Here is an 18,830-nt window from a genome sequence, read left to right on the forward strand (position 1 = left end):
TGAGCCGGCGGGCTCACCGCCGGAAGAGACTGATGGAATGGCCGACTTCGCCGACCGGCCGACTGCCGGCGATCAGTTCGGCCAGCCTCCCGCGCGCCTTGGCGGCCGCGGAGTCGGACACCACGAGCAGTCCGTGCACCCGCTCGGGCGGCACCCGGCGCGGATCGGCGGCGCGGATGCCGTAGTACGACGGCACTCCGCTGCCCTTGTACACCAGCCACACCCGCTCGCCCGGGTACCGCTGCCGGAGCCGGTCGGCGAGCCGGCCCAGGTCCTGCCCCCAGTCCACGTTGGAGTCGTGCAGGAGCCGGTGCGTGTGCGCCGGGCCGCCGAAGGCCTCGTTCGCGTAGGGCAGGTAGTACGGGAAGGCCCGCAGCGAACTCGCCGCCGCGAACAGCACGAGGGTGCCGATCAGGGGACCGGCCCGGTGCCTGCCCCGGTCCCGGTCCCGGTGCGGCGCGGGAAGGCAGCCCGCCGCCACCGCGAGGAACATCGGCACGAACAGGGCGTACCGGGTGCCGAAGTCCCGCGCCCCGGTCATCGCCACCGCCAGCAGGACGAGTGGCGGCAGCAGCAGGTACGGCGCCACGGGCCGCAACCGACGCACCGCGACGACGGCCACCGCGCCGGCCGCGCCCAGCGCCGCCAGCCCGAGCGGCGTCTTCACCAGCAGGGCGGCCGGCAGGTAGTACCAGAGCGAACCGGTGTACACGTGCCCGAACAGATAACCCTGCCAGGGGTAGTCCTCCAGCCCGAATTGCACCCGCATCCCCGCCCGGTAGGCCTCGGGCACCGGCAGCAGGTCCACCAGGCGCCCGCGCAGCCCGTGGACGGCCGGGACGGGTTCGGCGGGCGTGAACCGCAGCCGGGGATCGACGGCCAGGTACGCGGCCCAGACGACGGCGAGCGCCGCCAGCACCACGACCGCGGCGCCCACGAGCGCGGCCCCCGCCGTCCGCCGTCGGCCCCCGGACCACGGCCGGGCCGACCGGGCCGGCCGGGCCCACTGTTCGGGCCGGAAGGCCGGGAAGAACCGGCGTGGGTCCGGGGCGGACCGCGCGGCCCGAGCGGACGGGTGTGGGTCGGGCGTGGATTCCTCGGCCGGAGCGGACCGGCGCGTGACCGGGCCGGACTCCGCGGCCCGAGCGGACCGGTGCGCGGCCACCGCGGACACCGCCGCCAGCAGGGTCAGCACCGGCACCGCCGGCAGCGCGCTCATCTTCGTCGCCACGGCCGCCCCGAGCGCGGCCCCGGCCGCCGGGAGGTACGGGACGGGCCGCCGCCGCGCCCGCCACGCCAGCCACGCCGACACCAGCACGAACCCGGCCGCCGGCACGTCCAGGGTGGCCAGCGAGCCGTGGGCGATCAGGTCGGGCGAGAAGGCGTACAGGGCGAGCGCCACCAGTCCGCCCGCCGGGCCCGCCACCTCCCGGGCGAACGCGAAGGCGACCAGCCCGCACAGCAGGGTCAGCGTGATCACCGGCAGCCGCGCCCACAGCATCACCCGCCAGGGATCATTGCCCGACGCGTACAGCAGCCGCCGGCCCGCCTCCCCTTGGCCGCCGGTGGACGCCGGGTCGTAGTGCGGGTCCGCCACCGCCACCCCGGCCGCGATCAGGAGCTTCCCGAGCGGCGGATGCTCGGGGTTGTAGCGCACCCGGTGCGCGGTCAGGTAGTCGGCGGCCGTCGCCACGTACACGGGCTCGTCGATGGTGGGGGTCTGCTGGACGGCCGTGGTGACCATCGCCGCGGCCATCTGCGCCAGCAGCAGCACGACGACGAGCGGCGTCAGCCGGCGCCCGTGCCGCCGCAGCCGGACGTACCGGGCGGCCCGCGCCCGCCGTACCGGCTCGGCGGCCGGTGCCCCGGGCGTGAGGACCAAGTGCTGTTCGCGCGTCATCGTCCGTCCCACGGCGGCACCGGCCCGCGCGCCGGACCAGCGCCCGCGGGCCACGTCACGGTCCCGCCGGGGCACCGCTCCCGCCACCGCCGCACAAGTCGTACCGGCAGACCCTCTGCCGTACACACCGGTACGGCCCACGGCCCGCCGGAGTTCACCCCGACCGGCACGAAACCGGCCGCACGACCGCGAGCCGCCGGGGCGTCCCCCGCGACCGGGGCCGTCCACGGGGGGCACGCGAGTCCGACCCCTGACCGGTACGACCGGAGCGCGGCCGTCCCTTCCGGTGACGGGCCTGGTCCGGCCGTACGCACGAGGCGCGCACCGCCGTACGCGGACCCGGTCGTCGGCACCTTCGGCCGCACCGGGCGTGCACCGTCCGTCGTACGCCGCGGCCCGGCCGCCGGTGGCGGAGCCCGCGCGTCAGCTCTGCTGGGGCTCCGGGGTGGCCGGTAGCACCAGGTCCGCCCGTTCCCGGGTCGCCGCGACCAGGTCGGCGTTGCGCTGGTCCGTGCCCCGCACCCAGGCCACGGCCGCCGCGTGGTCCTTGCCGAACTCCTCGTGCCGGGCGATCAGCCGCCGCACCCGCTCGTCCTCGTCGGTCTCGCAGAACCAGACCTCGTCCAGGCACGCCCGCACCCGCCCCCACGCCCCCTCCCGCACCAGCAGGTAATTGCCCTCGGTCACCACCAGCCGGGCGGCCGGCGGCACCGGGATCGCGCCCGCGAGCGGCTGCTCCAGCACCCGCTCGAACGCCGGCGCGTACACCACCTCGCCGGTCTCCTCCCGCAGCCGCCGCAGCAGCGCCGCGTACCCGGCCGGGTCGAACGTGTCCGGCGCGCCCTTGCGGTCCCGGCGGCCCAGCCGGTCCAGCTCGGCGTCGGCGAGGTGGAAGCCGTCCATGGGCACGTGCACCGCCCACGGCGGACCGCCGCCGTTCAGGGCGTCCACCAGGCGGGCGGCGAGCGTCGTCTTGCCCGCGCCCGGGCTGCCCGCGATGCCGAGCAGGGCACGCCCGCCGCCCCGGGGCAGGGCGCGGGCACGGCGGAGAAGGTCGTCGAAGGTCAGGGACACACGGGCAAGTGTGGCATCGCCCGTCCGCCGAACATGTGGCTCGTTCGCCGAACATGTGGCGCGCGCCACCCACTGGAGCGCTCCCGACGGGGAACAGTGCTGGGTATGACTCAGCTCGGTCTGCCCGACACCATCCAGGCCTGTCTCTTCGACCTCGACGGGGTCGTCACCAAGACGGCCGTCGTGCACGCGGCGGCCTGGAAGGAGACGTTCGACGCGTTGCTGCGCGCCTACGACGGCGAGCAGGGACGGCCGTTCAGCGATGCCGACTACGACGAGTACGTCGACGGCCGCCCCCGCGCCGACGGTGTCCGCGCCTTCCTCGACTCGCGCGGCATCCACCTGCCCGAGGGCGGCCCCGGCGACCCGCCCGACGCCCGCACCGTCCACGGCATCGGCAACCGCAAGAACGAGCTGCTGCTGGAGAAGATCCGCACCGGCGGAGTCGAGGCGTACGAGGGCACCCTGCGCTATCTGGAGGCGGTCCGCGCCCAGGGGCTGCGCACCGCGATCGTCTCCTCCAGCGCCAACTGCCGGGACGTGCTGCGCGCCGTCGGCGCCGAACACCTCTTCGACACCCGCATCGACGGCGTGGTCGCCGCCGAGCGGAACCTGCCGGGCAAGCCGCACCCCGACACGTTCCTCGCCGCCGCCCGCGACCTCGGCGTCGAGGCGTCCCGCGCCGCCGTCTTCGAGGACGCCCTGGCCGGCATGGACGCCGGCCGCGCGGGCGGCTTCGGGTACGTCGTCGGCGTCGACCGGGTCGGCCAGACCGACGCGCTGTACAAGCACGGCGCCGACACCGTCGTGCGCGACCTCGCCGAGCTGGGGGACAAGCAGTGATCACCGAGCGGTCGTACGCCGTCGAACCCTGGACCGTCCGGGAGACCACCCTCGACCTGGACGTCCTCGCTCAGAGCGAGTCGGTGTTCGCCCTGTCCAACGGGCACGTCGGCTGGCGCGGCAACCTCGACGAGGGCGAACCGCACGGCCTGCCCGGCAGCTATCTCAACGGCGTCCACGAAGTGCACCCCCTGCCCTACGCGGAGGCCGGCTACGGCTACCCCGAGTCCGGGCAGACCGTCATCAACGTCACCAACGGCAAGGTCCTGCGCCTGCTGGTGGACGACGAGCCGTTCGACCTGCGCTACGGCCGTCTCGTCGCCCACGAGCGCGTGCTGGACCTGCGCCGCGGCGTGCTGGAGCGGACCTGCGAGTGGACCTCGCCGGCCGGCTCGACCGTCCGGGTGCGCTCCACCCGGCTGGTGTCGCTGACCCAGCGGGCGGTGGCCGCCGTCGCGTACGAGGTGGAGGCCGTCGACAGCCGCAGCCGGGTGGTGATCCAGTCGGAACTGGTCGCCAACGAGAGCCTGCCGCAGTCCGACGGCGACCCGCGCGCCGCCAGGGCGCTGAAGTCGCCGCTGGAACAGGAGGACGGCTTCGCCGCCGGCAACCGGTTGCGGCTGGTGCACCGCACCCGGCGCAGCGGCCTCAGGGTCGCCGTCGCCGCCGACCACGTCGTCACCGGCCCCGACCGCACCACCACCCGCAGCGAGAGCGGCATCGACGTCGCCCGGCTGACCGTGACCTCCGTGCTGGAGCCCGGACAGACCCTGCGGGTGGAGAAGCTGGTCGCCCACGGCTGGTCCGGCGCCCGGTCCCTGCCCGCGATGGCCGACCAGGTGGACGCCGCGCTCGCCGCGGCCGGGCACGACGGCTGGCAGGGCCTGCTGGACGACCAGCGGTCCTGCCTGGACGACTTCTGGGCCCGCGCCGACGTCGAGGTGGAGGGCGACGAGGAGATCCAGCAGGCCGTCCGCTTCGCGCTCTTCCACGTCCTCCAGGCCGGGGCCCGCGCCGAACAGCGCGCGATCCCCGCGAAGGGGCTCACCGGCTCCGGGTACGACGGGCACGCCTTCTGGGACACCGAGATGTTCGTGCTGCCCGTGCTCACCCACACCGCGCCCGCCGCCGTCGCCGAGGCACTGCGCTGGCGGTACAACACCCTGGACGAGGCCCGGGAACGCGCGGCCCAGCTGGGGCTCGCCGGGGCCGCGTTCCCCTGGCGGACCATCGCCGGCCCCGAGGGCTCCGCGTACTGGCCGGCCGGCACCGCCGCCTTCCACGTGAACGCCGACGTGGCCGACGCCGTCGTCCGGTACGTCGAGGCCACCGGCGACACCGCCTTCGAGCGCGAGACCGGCGTGGAGCTGCTGGTGGAGACCGCCCGGCTGTGGCGGTCGCTGGGCCACCACGACCGGCACGGCGTCTTCCACCTCGACGGCGTCACCGGCCCCGACGAGTACAGCGCGGTCGCCGACGACAACACGTACACCAACCTGATGGCGCGGCAGAACCTGCGCGCCGCCGCCGACGCCGTCGAACGGCATCCGCGCGAGGCCCGGCGGCTCGGCGTGGACGACGAGGAGAGCGCCGCCTGGCGGGACGCCGCCGACACCATGCACCTGCCGTACAACGACGAACTCGCCGTCCACGAACAGCACGCCGGATTCACCCGCTACCAGCGCTGGGACTTCGCCGGCACCCGCGCCGACCAGTACCCTCTGCTGCTCCACTTCCCCTACTTCGACCTGTACCGCAAACAGGTCGTCAAGCAGGCCGACCTCGTCCTGGCCATGTACACCTGCGCGGACTACTTCGAGCAGGAGTACGACGAGGAGCAGATCGCCCGGAACTTCGCCTACTACGAGCCGCTCACCGTGCGCGACTCCTCACTGTCCGCCTGCTGCCAGGCCGTCATAGCCGCCCGCACCGGACATCTGGACCTCGCCTACGCCTACACCAGCGAAGCCGCGCTGATGGACCTGCACGACCTGGAGCACAACACCCGGGACGGGCTGCACATCGCCTCCCTCGCGGGTACCTGGATGGCGCTGGTCGCGGGCTTCGGCGGCATGCGCCGCGACGGCGACGGGCCCCGCTTCGCGCCCCGCCTGCCCGAGCGGCTGAGCCGCCTCGCCTTCCACGTCCAGTTCCGCGGGCGCCGGCTGCGGGTGGAGATCGGCGCGGACAAGGCGACGTACGCGCTGCTGGACGGGCCGCCGCTGACCATCCGTCACCACGGGGAGTCCCTGACGATCAGCACCGACGAACCGGCCGTCCGGGCCATACCGCCGACGGTCCGCCGTGCCGCGCCCGACCAGCCGCCGCACCGGGCACCGAACGGCGGCTGACCTGCGCCGGCCGGCCGGCGTCGGGGAGCGTGTGTCTCCGTCGCCGGGTGCCGGGTGCCGGGTGCCTGCGCCGGTCGCGCAGTTCCCCGCGCCCCTGCGGCCGGCTGGCCTTGATCCGGTCGCCGGGTGCGGGGCGTTCTCGTGCCCCTGGGGTTCGGGCGCGGCCTGGTCGTGAGGGGGAGGGCGCTCGCGCGCCGTGGCTCAGCGGTCCGTGGGCCGGATGGCCGTACCCGCGCCGCGGGGGCGGACGGAGCGGGCTAGCTTGGCGGTGGCTTCCCGGCGCCGGGCCCGGCCCGTACGGGCGGGTGAGCCGTGGGGGAGCAGCCGTGAGGAAGCTGTAGGCGAGAAGCGGTGATCCATGACCGGCAGCACGGACGCCCCACGCGCCGGCGCGCGCCCTGAGCGAAGCGCCGCGCACCCGGCGACCGCCGGCGGTCGCACCCGGGCCCGCGCCACCGCCCCGCTCGCGGCCGTCGCCGCCGTCTTCACCCTCGCCCAGCTGCTCCTCCTCGGCCCCGGTACCGGTCTCGGCTGGGACGAGACGGTGTACGTCAGTCAGGTCGCCGCACACGCCCCGGCCTCGTTCTTCAGCGCGCCGCGCGCCCGGGGCGTCTCCCTGCTCGTCGCGCCGGTCGCCGCCTGGTCGTCCTCCACGGTCCTGCTGCGCATCTACCTCGCGGTCCTCTCCGGCCTCGCCCTGTACTTGGCGCTGCGCGTCTGGCGGGGCCTGTTCCCGGTCCGTGTCCTGGCGCTCGCCGGTGCCCTCTTCGCCTCCCTGTGGGTGACCCTGTTCTACGGCCCGCAGGCCATGCCCAACTACTGGGTCGCCGTGGGCGCGCTCACCGCCGTCGGCTGCTTCCTGCGCGCCGGGTCCGGCGGCGCCGGGACGGACCGGGCGGCTCTGGGGGCGCTCGCCGGGAGCGCGGCGCTCATGGCGTGGATGCGGCCGACGGACGCCGTCTGGGCGGCCGTGCCGCTGCTCGTCCTCGGTGCGGGCCGACGCCACCGGCGGGCGCTGCTCGTGCTGCTGACCGGCCTCGCGGCCGGCGCCGCCGAGTGGGTGATCGAGGCGTACACGCGCTACGGCGGCCTGGCCCGGCGGCTGGCGGACGGCTCGGCGATCCAGGGCGGCCTCGGCTGGCACCTCGCCGTCGTCGACCAGCTGCGCAGCCTCGGCGGGCGGACCTTGTGCCGGCCGTGCACCGGCGGCCCGCCGCACCCCGCCCTCACCGTGTGGTGGTTCGCGCTGCCGCCGCTCGCCGCGCTCGGGCTTGCCGTCGCCGTCCGCGCCCGGCGCACGGCGGCCACGGCCCTGCCGCTGGCCTGCGCGGTGACGGCCGCCTTCCCCTACCTCTTCCTGATCGGCTACGCGGCGCCCCGCTTCCTGCTGCCCGCCTATGCCCTCCTCGCCGTCCCGGTCGCCGACGCGCTGGTCCACCTGATGACGGCTCCGCGCCCCTCCCGGCGCCCGGTCGTCGTGACGCTGGTCTGCGCCGGGCTCGCCGCCCACCTCGCCGTACAGCTGGCGGTCCTGGTGCACACGGCCGGCAACACGGCCGCCGCCCACCGGGCCTGGTCCCGCACCGCGGCGGAGCTGCACCGCCGGGGCATCCGCCCGCCCTGCCTGGTCACCGGCGAGGAGGCCCTGCCGGTCGCCTACCAGGCGGGCTGTTCCTCGGCCGCCACCACCGGACCCAACGCCAACGCCACCGTCGACGGCATCGCCCGGACCGCCCGGCGGACGCCGGTCGCCACGCTGGTGCCGGCGGGGACCTCACCGCCCGGGTACGCCCGCGCCTGGACGTCCGTACCGCTGGGCGACGTACGGCTGTACTACGTCGTCCCCGGACCCGGCGGCTGACATCGGCCCCACCGCCATGGGAAGGCCTGTGGCGCGCTTTACCGCACAGGGGTTGCATATGCCAGAGGGATGGCACAAGGCTGGGTGGTGGCCGCCCCTGGTCCCGCTCCGCCCCTCCCCGCCCCGCCGAGACGCAGTCCTCGGCCCGGCACCGCGTCCACGGCTCCCGACGCGGCAGGAGCTGATCAGGGGCGGCGGTTCGGCCACGGCCCGGGTGACGGCGGGGTTAATGATCCTCTTGCGGGTTACGCGGAGCAGGACCGCACCGCGAAGGAGGCGACCATGAACGACCAGTCCGAACAGACCCCCATGGCGGACGACGCCTACCAGCCCACCGGAACCAACGAGGAACAGGAGGACGCCGCACCCCTGGACCTTCAGGACGCGGTGGGCGAGCGCACCTACGACGACATCCTCGACGAGGGCTACTCCCCGCCCGAACGTCCCCTGGGCGTCACCAAGCACGGCATCACGGCCGCCGAGCAGCACGAGGGGGAGACCCTGGACCAGCGGCTCGGCCAGGAGGTCCCGGACGTGACCCCGCCGGCCGGCGACGAGATCGGAGACCTGCCGGGCGGCGAGGGCGAGCCGGTCGACTCCGAGGCCGGAGAGACCCGCGCGGGCCGCCTGGTCGCCCCGGACGAGGGCGCCCACACCGACACGGTCAAGGAAGAGATCGCCGACGACGTGGGCATCGACGGCGGAGCCGCGGGCGCCGAGGAGGCGGCCGTGCACGTGATCCCGGACGACACCGCCCTGCCCGAGTGACCGCCGGCGCCCGCGACCTCCGGCACGGGTCACGGCGCACGACCTCCAAGGCACACACGACGGTACGGGCCGGGCGTTCCCTCGCCCGGCCCGTACCGTCGTCCGCTTCCCTCGATTCCCCGGACCGCCCTACGGCAGCAGTTTCTCGACGGCCGCGGAGCCCTCGGACTCCAGCTTCTGCCGCGCCCAGTCGAGGTTCTTCGGTGTGACGTCCCTGCCCGCCGCCATCACCAGGTCCTCGGGGGTGACGTCCCTCGAGGGAGCGGAGTGGAGCAGGGCGTCCGGGGTGCGGACGTCGTCCGACGTCGACCGGGACTCTTCGGGTGTGGATGTCGACATGATGCCTCCTCCTCGGTCCGGATGACCGCATCCGTGCCGGTGCCCCCGAACGGGGCACCCTCTCACCATTGCCCGCCTCGGCGCTCCCTGCATCCGGAAAGCGCCGGGGGCGGCGAGCAAGCGCCTGCCCACGCCACGCGGGCCCACTCGCTCCTAAGCTGGATAACACCCGTAAGCGGGAAACCGCATCGCGGGACAACGCCCGTACCGAACCGGGAGGCCGCCGATGGCCGAGACGCCGTTTCCCGAGGACGCGGCCCCCGGCCGCCGCTACCTCCCCATCGCCGACCACGGACTCATCGGTGACCTGCGCAGCGTGGCCCTGGTAGGCACCGACGGCACGATCGACTGGTACTGCTGCCCGTCCTTCGACGCCCCCAGCGTGTTCGCGGCGATCCTGGACGCCGAGCGCGGCGGCCGGTTCGAGCTGGCCCCCACCGTGCCGGCCCGCACCAAACAGTTCTACTTCCCCGACACCAACGTGCTGATCACCCGGTTCTTCACCGAGGACGGCGCCGGCGAGGTGCAGGACTTCATGCCCGTCGGGACGCCGGGCTCCGAGACCGGCCGGCACCGGCTCATCCGGCGTGTGGTCTGCGTCCGCGGCACCGTGCCCTTCCGGGCGCTGGTCGCCCCGCGCTTCGACTACGGCGCCGCCCCGCACACGGTGCGCGCCCTGGACGGCATGGTGCTGTTCGAGTCGCGCGACCTGTCCCTGACACTCACCTCCACGGCGACCCTGGAGTACGGCGACCGCGACGCGTGGGCCGACTTCAAGCTCGACGAGGGCGATTCCGCGGTGTTCGCCCTGGACCAGGCCGGCGCCCGGATCACCCCGCGCGGCTGCGCCCACGCCGAGGCCGAGCACGAGTTCACCGCCACCGTCGCCTACTGGCGGCGCTGGCTCCACCAGTCCCGCTACCGGGGCCGCTGGCGGGAGATGGTGCACCGCTCCGCGCTCACCCTCAAGCTCCTCACCTACGCTCCCACCGGCGCCATCATCGCCGCCCCCACCACCAGCCTGCCCGAACAGCTCGGCGGCGAACGCAACTGGGACTACCGCTACGTGTGGGTGCGGGACGCCGCGTTCTGCGTGTACGCGCTGCTGCGGCTCGGCTTCAGCGGTGAGGCCGAGGCCTTCATGCGGTTCGTCACCACGCACATCAGCCCCGGCTGCGGCGACGGCACCGGGCCCTTGCAGGTCATGTACGGCATCGACGGCCGCGCCGACCTTCCCGAACGTGAGCTGCCGCACCTGGAGGGGTACCAGGGCTCCGCACCGGTCCGCGTCGGCAACGCCGCCGCCGGCCAGCTCCAGCTCGACATCTACGGCGCTCTGATCGACTCCATCTACCTCTACGACACGTGGGCCCAGCCCATCTCCAGCGGCCAGTGGGACGACGTGTGCCAGCTGGTCGACTGGGTCTGCGACCACTGGGACCAGCCCGACGAGGGGGTGTGGGAGACCCGCGGCGGGCGCAAGAACTTCCTCTACTCGCGGCTGATGTGCTGGGTCGCGATCGAGCGGGCCATCCGCCTCGCCAACCGGCGCGGCCTGCCCGCCGACCTGACCCGCTGGCGTCAGTCCCGGGACACCGTCTACCGCCGGATCATGGACCGCGGCTGGTCCGAACGCCGGGGCGCCTTCGTGCAGTACGAGGGCGGCGACGTCCTGGACGCCTCCCTGCTGATGATGCCGCTCGCCAAGTTCATCGCCCCCACCGACCCCAAGTGGCTGTCCACCCTGGACGCCCTCACCGACGACCTGGTCTCCGACTCCCTCGTCTACCGCTACGACCCGCAGGCCAGTCCCGACGGGCTCCGCGGCGACGAGGGCACGTTCTCCATCTGCTCCTTCTGGTACGTCGAGGCGCTCGTCCGGGCCGGCCGCCTCGACGAGGCCCGCCTGGCCTTCGAGAAGATGCTCACCTACGCCAACCATCTCGGGCTGTACGCCGAGGAGATCGGCCGCACCGGCCGCCAGCAGGGCAACTTCCCGCAGGCGTTCACCCACCTGTCCCTCATCAGCGCCGCTTTCAACCTGGACCGCGCCCTCGGCTGAACCGACGACGACGGCTGCGGCGACCTCGTCACCGGCCGGCTGAGCGCCGTCGACGCGCCCACCGGTGAAGCAACCGACTTGCCCGGATCGGGCGGTGTGTCCGGAACGTGCCACGGGTACCCGGCAGCTCCGCAAGCGGAGTCGCCACCGGGGCGACAGAGGGAGGAGAGGCGGATGACCAGCACCAGTGAGACCGGCGACGTCACCGGCACCCGCGACAAGGACTACAACCTGATCTGGTACGTCGAGGCGTGCCTGAGCAACGCGCTGCGCCTGGAGCAGTACATCCAGGACGCGGAGCGGGAGGGGGACAACGAGGTCGCCGACCTGTTCCGCAAGGCGCAGGCCGACAGCCGCAAGGGTGCCGAGCTGGGCAAGCGACTGCTGCGCTCCCGGCTGAGCGACGGCTGACCGCCACCGCCCCGCCCGCCGATCGTGCGCCGCGGCCGGGCATGTCCCCTGACGGCCATGCCGACCGCGGCGCCTTTCACGTTGCCGCGGCCGCCCGCTCAGGGCAGGGACTGCTCCGCCCAGATGACCTTGCCGTGCGGGGTGTAGCGGGTGCCCCAGCGCTCGGCGAGCTGGGCGACCAGGAACAGGCCCCTGCCGCCCTCGTCGGTGCTCCCCGCGTACCGCAGATGCGGGGACGTCGTGCTGCGGTCGGAGACCTCGCAGATCAGCGTGCGGTCACGCAGCAGCCGTACCCCGATCGGGCCGCGCCCATAGCGGATGGCGTTGGTCACCAGCTCGCTCAGGGCCAGCTCGGTCGTGAACGCCAGCTCCTGCAGACCCCAGTCGGCCAGCTGCCGGGTCACCGAGGCCCGTACCCCCGACACGGCCGCCGGATCGGACGGCACCTCCCACTCGGCGACCCGGTCCCCGCCCAGCACCCGGGTGCGGGCCACGATCAGCGCCACGTCGTCGCTCGGCCGGGCCGGGAGCCGGTCCAGCACCGTGCGGCAGGTGTCCTCCGGTGACGCGCCCGGCGTGCGGAGCAGGGCGTCGCGGAGCAGGTCGAGCCCCTCGTCGATGTCCCACTCCCGGTCCTCCACCAGACCGTCGGTGTACAGCACCAGCCGGCTGCCCTCCGGCAGTTCCAGCTCCGCCGTCTCGAACGGCAGTCCGCCCAGGCCCAGCGGCGGCCCCGCGGGCAGGTCGAGGAACTCCACGCTGCCGTCCGGGCGGGCCAGCGCGGGCGGCGGATGACCGGCCCGCGCCATGGAGCACCGCCGGGACACCGGATCATAGATCGCGTACAGGCAGGTGGCGCCCGTGACCACGGCCGCGCCCGTCGCCGGGGCCTCGTCCTGGTCGATCCGCCCGACCAGCTCGTCCAGCAGGGCGAGGAGTTCGTCGGGCGGCAGATCGAGCGAGGAGAAGTTGTGCACGGCCGTACGCAGCCGGCCCATGGTCGCCGCCGCGTGCAGCCCGTGCCCCACGACATCACCGACGACGAGCGCCACCCGCGCACCGGACAGCGGCAGCACGTCGAACCAGTCGCCGCCCACCCCGGCCTGCGCCGGCAGATAGCGGTAGGCGATGTCCAGCGCCCCCTGCACCGGCAGCGTCCGCGGCAGCAGACTGCGCTGGAGGGTGACCGCCATGCTGTGCTCGCGGGTGTACCGGCGGGCGTTGTCGATCGACACCGCCGCCCGCGCCACCAACTCCTCGGCGAGTGCCAGTTCCTCCGTGTCGAACGGCTGCGGCTTCTCCGACCGCCAGAAGTTCGCCACCCCCAGCACCAGACTGCCCGCCCGCAGCGGCACGGCGATCAGCGAGTGGACGCCGTACGCCAGGATCTGGTCGGTGCGCTCCAGGTCCTGCGCGCGCCAGCCGGGCGAGGCACGGAGCCGGGGCTCCACCACCGACTGACCGGTGACCAGGCTGCGGGCCTGCGGTGAGGTGGGTACGAACCGGATCCGCTCGCCGACCGGATACAGCGGGGCGTCCTTGCGGATGCCGGCACAGGCCGCGCGGCGCAGCGCCGTCCCGGGCCGCGGCTCCTCCCCGCTGAGCACCGCGTCGAACAGGTCCACCGTCGCGAAGTCCGCGAACCGGGGCACCGCCAGCTGCGCCAGCTCCTCCGCGGTCCGGGTCACGTCCAGGCTGGTGCCGATGCCCACCCCGGCGTCGTACAGCATGTTCAGCCGCTCCCGGGCCACCTCCGCGCGGCCGGACACGGCGCGCAACTCGGTGGAGTCGCGCAGCGTGGTCACGCTCCCGGGCGGCCCGCCGCGCAGATCGGTGGGCCGTTGATTGACCGCCAGCAGACGGTCCTTGACCAGGTGCACCTCGTCCGTGGCGATCCGTCCGGAGGCCAGCAGCCCCGCCGTCTCGTCGTCCAGGCCGAGTTCCAGCACATGCCGGCGCTCGGCGTCCTCGGGCAGGTCCAGCAAGCGGTGCGCCTCGTCGTTGGCGAGCAGCAGCCGCCCGTCGCCGCCGACGATCAGCACCCCCTCCCGCACCGCGTGCAGCACCGCGTCATGGTGCTCGTACATGCGGGTCATCTCGTACGGCCCGAGCCCGCGCGTCTGGCGCAGCAGCCGCCGGCTGACCAGGGCCGTGCCCGCGGTGGCCAGCGCGAGCGCCGCTGCCGCCGCCGCGAGCAGCAACGGCAGCTGCTGGTCGGCGGCCCCGCCCACGTGCGCCGTGGTGACCCCGGCGGACACCAGGCCGACGACCTTGCCGGCGGGGTCCCTGACCGGTACCACGACCTGCACCAGCGGGCCGATGGTCCCGGTGACGTGTTCGGTGACCGTGCCGCCCGCGAGGGCGGGGGCGATCGTGCCGACGAACTTCCTGCCGATGCGGTCGGTCCTGGGATGGGTGTAGCGGATGCCGTCGGTGTTCATCACGACGACGAAGTCCACGCCGGTCGCCCTGCGGGTCGCCTCGGCGCGCGGCTGGAGCACGGCCGTGGGGTCGGGGGAGCGCAGGGCGGCGGCCGTGCCGGGTGCGTGGGCGAACGTCTCGGCCACGGCGAGGGAGCGGTTGGTCGCCTCCAGGTCGCTGTCGTGCCGCACCTGGAGCACCTGTGCCACCACGGCCGAGACGACCAGCAGCAGCACGATCGCCACCTGGAGCAGGAACACCTGCCCGGCCACGCTGCGCCCCGACACCGCCGACCGCAGCACCCCCGGCCGGCTGCCGTCCGCATCGTCCCCGCTCCGCGGCGGAACTCGCGGTGCGCGCGGGTGCCCGGAAGAACGGGACGACCGGGTCGCGGGCCGGCCGGGCAGTCGCAGCATGCGCCATGTCTACACTGCCCGGCGCCCTCAGGCGAGACCGTCAGCCGGGTTGCCCACCGCCGGCCCCTAAAAGGGAGGCCGATGACAGGCCTTCCCGGGGCGGCAGGACGCGGCGGGGTCAACCGGGCGGCATGAGCGGCGCGGTGGAAAAGGGCGGCCGGTCCCGCGGCGCGGGTGCCGGGCGGCGGGCGGCGAGCAGGAGCGCCACGTCGTCGGGGCGGTCGGTGGCGTGCCGGGCGGTGGCCGTGAGCTGGTCGGCGACCCCCGACAGCGACCGCCTGCCGGCCCGGCCGGCACCCGCACCGGCTTCGGCGAGCGCCAGCCGGAGCGCGGTGATGCCGTCGTCGATGTCGGCGCCCGGCCGCTCCACCAGCCCGTCCGTGTACAGGGCGAGGATCGCGTCCGGCTCCAGCAGCACCTCGGTGACCGGGTACCGGGCGGCCGGGTCCACCCCGAGGACGACACCACCCGGGATGTCCAGCACGCCGGTGCTGCCGTCCGGAGCGCGCAGCAGCGGCGGCGGATGACCGGCCCGGGCGATCCTGGTCCGGCCGGTGAGGGGGTCGAGGCGCAGGTAGCAGCAGCTGGCGAACTGGCCCGGGTCCAGGTCGATCAGCAGGAGGTTGGTGCCGCTCAGCACCTCGTCCGGCGGCCGGTCGCCCAGCGCGAACGCGCGCACGGCGCTGCGCAGTTGCCCCATGGTGGCCGCCGCCTGCACCCCGTGCCCCTGCACATCGCCGATGACCAGCGCGAGCCCGTCCCCGGCCCCGACCACGTCGTACCAGTCACCGCCCACGTCCATGCCCTGCGTGCCGGGCAGATAGCGGCCCGCGGTCTGCACCCGCGGGTGCGCCGCCAGCCGGCGGGGCAGCAGCGCCTGCTGGAGACCGCGCGCCAGCGCCGCCTCGCTGTCGTAGCGCTGCGCCCGCTCCATCGCGTGCGCGATCAGCCCGGCGAGCGCCGTGAGGACCGTGCGCTCCTCCGTGCTGAAGCCGCGCGCACCCTCGAAGCCGAGGATGCAGGAGCCGACCGGCCGGCCGGAGGCGATCAGCGGGAGGAAGGCCCGGGCGCCCTCGTCGGCGTCGAGCGCGATGCCCGGATAGGCGGCGGCCAGCTGCTGCATCGACTCGAAGAACAGCGGCCGGCCGGTGGTCAGGGTCTCCACGCCCGGCAGGTGCGCGTCCAGGCCGACCCCCTCGAACGCGGCGAGGAAGCCCTGCGGGAAGCCGGTCTCCCAGGCAAGGTACAGGTGGCGGTCCTGGAGCAGGTAGATGGCCAGGCGCCGCCCGCCGAACGCGGGCAGCAGCTCCTGCATGACCACCGCCGACACCTGCCGGGCGGTCACCGCGTCGGTCAGCGCGATGGCGAGGGCGATCGGCCGGTACAGCGGCGCCATCGAGTGACCGGCCACCACCGTGCCCTCCGGGACATGCGCCTCGGGAACCGTCCCCAGTGCGGTCTCCATACGGCTGGCCGGAACGATCGTGCAGGTCAGCAGGTCCGCACCAGGATGCACCGAGACGGCCAGCCACTCGCCCCCACCCGCCTCCTCCCGGTCCCCGGCCGGCCGGCGCGCGTGGAAGTGCACCGGGTCCCGGGCGAGCAGCGCACCCCGCAGATGATCGTCGTACGGCGGCCCGGACAGCCACGGCATCGCCTCCCACAGCGCCCGCCCGAGCAGCCACTCCCGCTCCCGGCCCGCGAACCGGGCCGCGGCCGGATTCGCGTACACGATCAGCCCCAGCCGGTCCAGGCAGAACACGCCCTGCGGCAGCAGGTCGGCCGCGCCGTCCGCGGAAGCCCCCGGGCCCAGATCGAACACCACCCCCCGGACCACCCCGCACCCCGCCGAGCCCCTGTCGCCGGCGGACGCCGGCCACGCCCCGGTATCGCCACCGGTCGCCGGCCACAGGTCGAGCAGCCGCGGGGTGCCGTCCCGGGACCGCAGGTCCAGCGGCGTGCCCGGCGGTGTCCCGGCGGCGGCGTCGCGCAGCGCGGCCAGGATCCGGTGCGCGTCGGCCGGGGCCACGGCGTCCGCGAGCGCCGCCTCCGTCCCCGCGAACTCGCCGGGGCGCAGACCGAGCAGCGCGTGCAGCCGGTCGTCGGCGCGCACCTCGGAGGTCGCCGGGTCCCAGCTGAACCGTCCCGCGTGCGCGCGTGCGGGCCGGCTCGCGGGCGGCCGGACGCTCAGCGGCTCCCCGTCCCAGGCCACCGCGCTCTCCTCGCCGTCGGCCAGGACCCGCAGGCGCTCGCCGAGGCCCTCGGCGAGCTGGACGAGCAGGTCCCGGTCGAGGAGGTCGTCGAGGGTCTCCGCCACCGACGGGCGCAGCACCGTGAGGACGCCCAGCGGTTCGGTCCCGCCCGGCACCGGCACGTGCACCGAGCCGAACGGGAACGGCAGACCGGCCGCGAACTGCGGATACCGGCGCATCGTCTCCGTGGCGTTCGGCAGGACCACCGGCACACCCAGCCGGTAGGCGTCGGCGACGGGGAAGGGACGGCCGACGTGCAGTCGCCACCAGGGCCTGAACAGCTGGCCGGGGAGCCCCACGAGCACCGCGAGGCGCAGCGTGCCCGGGGTGCCCGACCGCAGGTACACGCCGGCTACCCGGCCGCCGGCCGCGCCGAGCGCGCCGGTCGAGGCATCGGTCAGCAACGCGGCCAGCCGGGCCCGCGTACGGACCGTCCGCTCGCCGCTCCCAGTCATCGGCCTACCTCGTCCCGTGCGCCTCCGGATGGATGACATGGATGACACAGCAAGAATGCGCCACCGGACACGCGCAACGCACCTGGGCGGGGCCGGGGCCGGGCGGTCGCCGGGGGAGGGAGCCAGGGGCCGGAGCGGACCGAGGCCGCCGGGGGCCGCCCGCGCTCCGGCGTGCGTACCGCGCCCCCCCCGCGCCGCCCGGTGGTCTCACACCTGTGCCCCGCCCGAGTGGCGGCGCCGAGGAGCCGCTTCTAGTAATGGACTCCGTGACGCCTTGACCGCACACGGGGCCAGGTGCGCGGTCGCGCCCTTCTCCTGGAGCCGAGATGACCATCCGCTCTTCGCCCTCCCGTCCCGACGATTCGCTGATACCTCCGGCACCGGCCACCACCGGCGTTCCCACGCCCGCCCCCCATCTCGTGACACGCCCCCCACGGCCCCCCGGGGAGCCGCCCGAGCCACCTCGCGCGGAGGACTGCGCACCGGACCCGGCACAGGGTTCCGCACAGGACGTCGCACGGGACTCCGCGTACGACTCCGCGTACGGCGACCCCTTGCGCGACCTGGTCCACGCGGCCGTCGCCGACCGTCCGCTGGAGGACGTCGTCCGGCTCATCACCCTGCTGGAACAGTCCCCCGAGCACGCCCGGACCACGGCCGACGCCCTGCGCGCGGTCGGGGTGGACCGGTCCGTGGAGGACGTCACCCGCCTGGTGACGCTGCTGACCGAGCCGCCCCGGGGAAGGGACAGCGCCGACGAGGTGATCCGAGCCGCCGCGGAGCACCGCCCTCTGGAGGAGGTCTCCCGGCTGATGCAGCTGCTGAACCGGACTCCGGTGGAACCGCACTGCGGTGAGGCGGCCGTGCGGGCGGTGGCCGAGCACCGGCCCGTCGAGGAACTCGCCGAGCTGATCGGCCGTCTGGCCGCGGACCGCCGCGGGCGTGAATGTCCGCTGCCCGAGCCGGCGCCTCCCGGGACCACAGCCGCGCGTCCCACGCCCGGCACCGAGGCGCCGCGCACCAGGCCGGCCGGACCCGGCCGTCCTGCCGCCGGCAGACCGGCCACGGAGCACCGTGCCCCGGGGGAGCGGTCGACGAAGGAGAACCCGGCCGGGAGGCGGGCGGACGGGGAACGGCCCGGCGAGAGGCAGGGCAGGAACGGCCCCGCGGACGGCCGGGGGGCGGGGTCCCAGGCGTATGCCGCACGTGGTGCCGCACCGGTGGTGCTGCTGTGCGGGGCGGCTCACGCCCCGCGCTACTGGGCCGGACTGCCCCAGGGCGTACTGGGGGCCACGCTGCTCGCCTCGGCGCTGTGCGGGCTGCTGGCGCTGGCCATGACCGCGCGGGCGGCGCAGGCCCGGCTCGTCGCGGCGACGGCCGCGGCCGGTGTCACGGCGGTGCTCGCCGCGGGCCAGGCGCTCGGCGGACGTTTCGGCGTGCCCGACCCGTCCCGTCTGGCGGCGGCGACGCTGGCGCCCCCCTGGATGGCCGGCATGACGGCCGCGGCAGCCGCACTCGCCGCACTGACGGTCGTGCTGACCACCCTGACCGGGGGCACCGGGCGCCCGGCGAAGGGAGGCCGAGGCCGAAGCCGCTGAGCGGGCCCGCGCGCCGCGGCCGGTTCACGCCGGCACCGGCCCACGGCACCGCGAGACCGGTCACCCGCTCGACCGGCCC

General features: G+C 75.1%; 12 protein-coding genes. 7 read left to right on the plus strand and 5 right to left on the minus strand.

Annotation, left to right across the window (positions count from 1 at the left end; genetic code table 11):
- Positions 1-13 precede the first annotated feature (13 nt).
- Positions 14-1,900 (minus strand): phospholipid carrier-dependent glycosyltransferase, encoded by a 1,887-nt coding sequence (locus ACGFT1_RS30335; protein WP_373912175.1) that lies wholly within the window; start codon positions 1,898-1,900, stop codon positions 14-16.
- Positions 1,901-2,323: 423 nt separating this feature from the next.
- Positions 2,324-2,974 (minus strand): nucleoside/nucleotide kinase family protein, encoded by a 651-nt coding sequence (locus ACGFT1_RS30340; RefSeq protein WP_373912176.1) that lies wholly within the window; start codon positions 2,972-2,974, stop codon positions 2,324-2,326.
- A 105-nt stretch (positions 2,975-3,079) separates the two neighbouring features.
- Here ACGFT1_RS30340 and ACGFT1_RS30345 point away from each other — a divergent pair, with 105 nt between their 5' ends.
- The 4 genes from ACGFT1_RS30345 (at position 3,080) to ACGFT1_RS30360 (ending at position 8,797) form a co-directional block, all read left to right on the plus strand.
- Positions 3,080-3,817, plus strand: a complete 738-nt coding sequence (locus ACGFT1_RS30345) for an HAD family hydrolase (RefSeq protein WP_373912177.1) — start codon at positions 3,080-3,082, stop codon at positions 3,815-3,817.
- A complete protein-coding gene (locus ACGFT1_RS30350) occupies positions 3,814-6,168 on the plus strand; it encodes a glycoside hydrolase family 65 protein (RefSeq protein ID WP_373912178.1) in 2,355 nt (784 codons plus the stop codon). The genes ACGFT1_RS30345 and ACGFT1_RS30350 overlap by 4 nt, the downstream gene beginning before the upstream one ends.
- A 358-nt stretch (positions 6,169-6,526) precedes the next feature.
- A complete protein-coding gene (locus ACGFT1_RS30355; RefSeq protein ID WP_373912179.1) occupies positions 6,527-8,029 on the plus strand; it encodes a hypothetical protein in 1,503 nt (500 codons plus the stop codon).
- 282 nt (positions 8,030-8,311) lie between these two features.
- Complete coding sequence (locus ACGFT1_RS30360) at positions 8,312-8,797, plus strand: DUF5709 domain-containing protein (RefSeq protein ID WP_373912180.1); 486 nt, start codon at positions 8,312-8,314, stop codon at positions 8,795-8,797.
- A 129-nt stretch (positions 8,798-8,926) separates the two neighbouring features.
- On the opposite strand, the gene ACGFT1_RS30365 is transcribed toward ACGFT1_RS30360, so the two are convergent.
- A complete protein-coding gene (locus ACGFT1_RS30365; RefSeq protein WP_356822782.1) occupies positions 8,927-9,136 on the minus strand; it encodes a hypothetical protein in 210 nt (69 codons plus the stop codon).
- A 226-nt stretch (positions 9,137-9,362) separates the two neighbouring features.
- Between ACGFT1_RS30365 and ACGFT1_RS30370 the strand changes: the two genes are divergently transcribed.
- Complete coding sequence (locus ACGFT1_RS30370) at positions 9,363-11,198, plus strand: glycoside hydrolase family 15 protein (protein WP_373912181.1); 1,836 nt, start codon at positions 9,363-9,365, stop codon at positions 11,196-11,198.
- Positions 11,199-11,372: 174 nt separating this feature from the next.
- Positions 11,373-11,609: a hypothetical protein gene (locus ACGFT1_RS30375; protein ID WP_373912182.1), complete on the plus strand. Its 237-nt coding sequence runs from the start codon at positions 11,373-11,375 to the stop codon at positions 11,607-11,609.
- 98 nt (positions 11,610-11,707) lie between these two features.
- Here ACGFT1_RS30375 and ACGFT1_RS30380 read toward each other — a convergent pair whose 3' ends face one another.
- Positions 11,708-14,446: a SpoIIE family protein phosphatase gene (locus ACGFT1_RS30380; RefSeq protein WP_373912183.1), complete on the minus strand. Its 2,739-nt coding sequence runs from the start codon at positions 14,444-14,446 to the stop codon at positions 11,708-11,710.
- Positions 14,447-14,564: 118 nt separating this feature from the next.
- Positions 14,565-17,153: a SpoIIE family protein phosphatase gene (locus tag ACGFT1_RS30385; RefSeq protein ID WP_373912184.1), complete on the minus strand. Its 2,589-nt coding sequence runs from the start codon at positions 17,151-17,153 to the stop codon at positions 14,565-14,567.
- A 554-nt stretch (positions 17,154-17,707) separates the two neighbouring features.
- Between ACGFT1_RS30385 and ACGFT1_RS30390 the strand changes: the two genes are divergently transcribed.
- A complete protein-coding gene (locus ACGFT1_RS30390) occupies positions 17,708-18,751 on the plus strand; it encodes a hypothetical protein (RefSeq protein WP_373912185.1) in 1,044 nt (347 codons plus the stop codon).
- The last annotated feature ends 79 nt before the right edge of the window (positions 18,752-18,830 follow it).

Origin of the sequence: Streptomyces sp. Y20, from assembly GCF_043195475.1 — a bacterium.
In the GTDB taxonomy this organism is placed as follows: Bacteria; Actinomycetota; Actinomycetes; order Streptomycetales; family Streptomycetaceae; genus Streptomyces.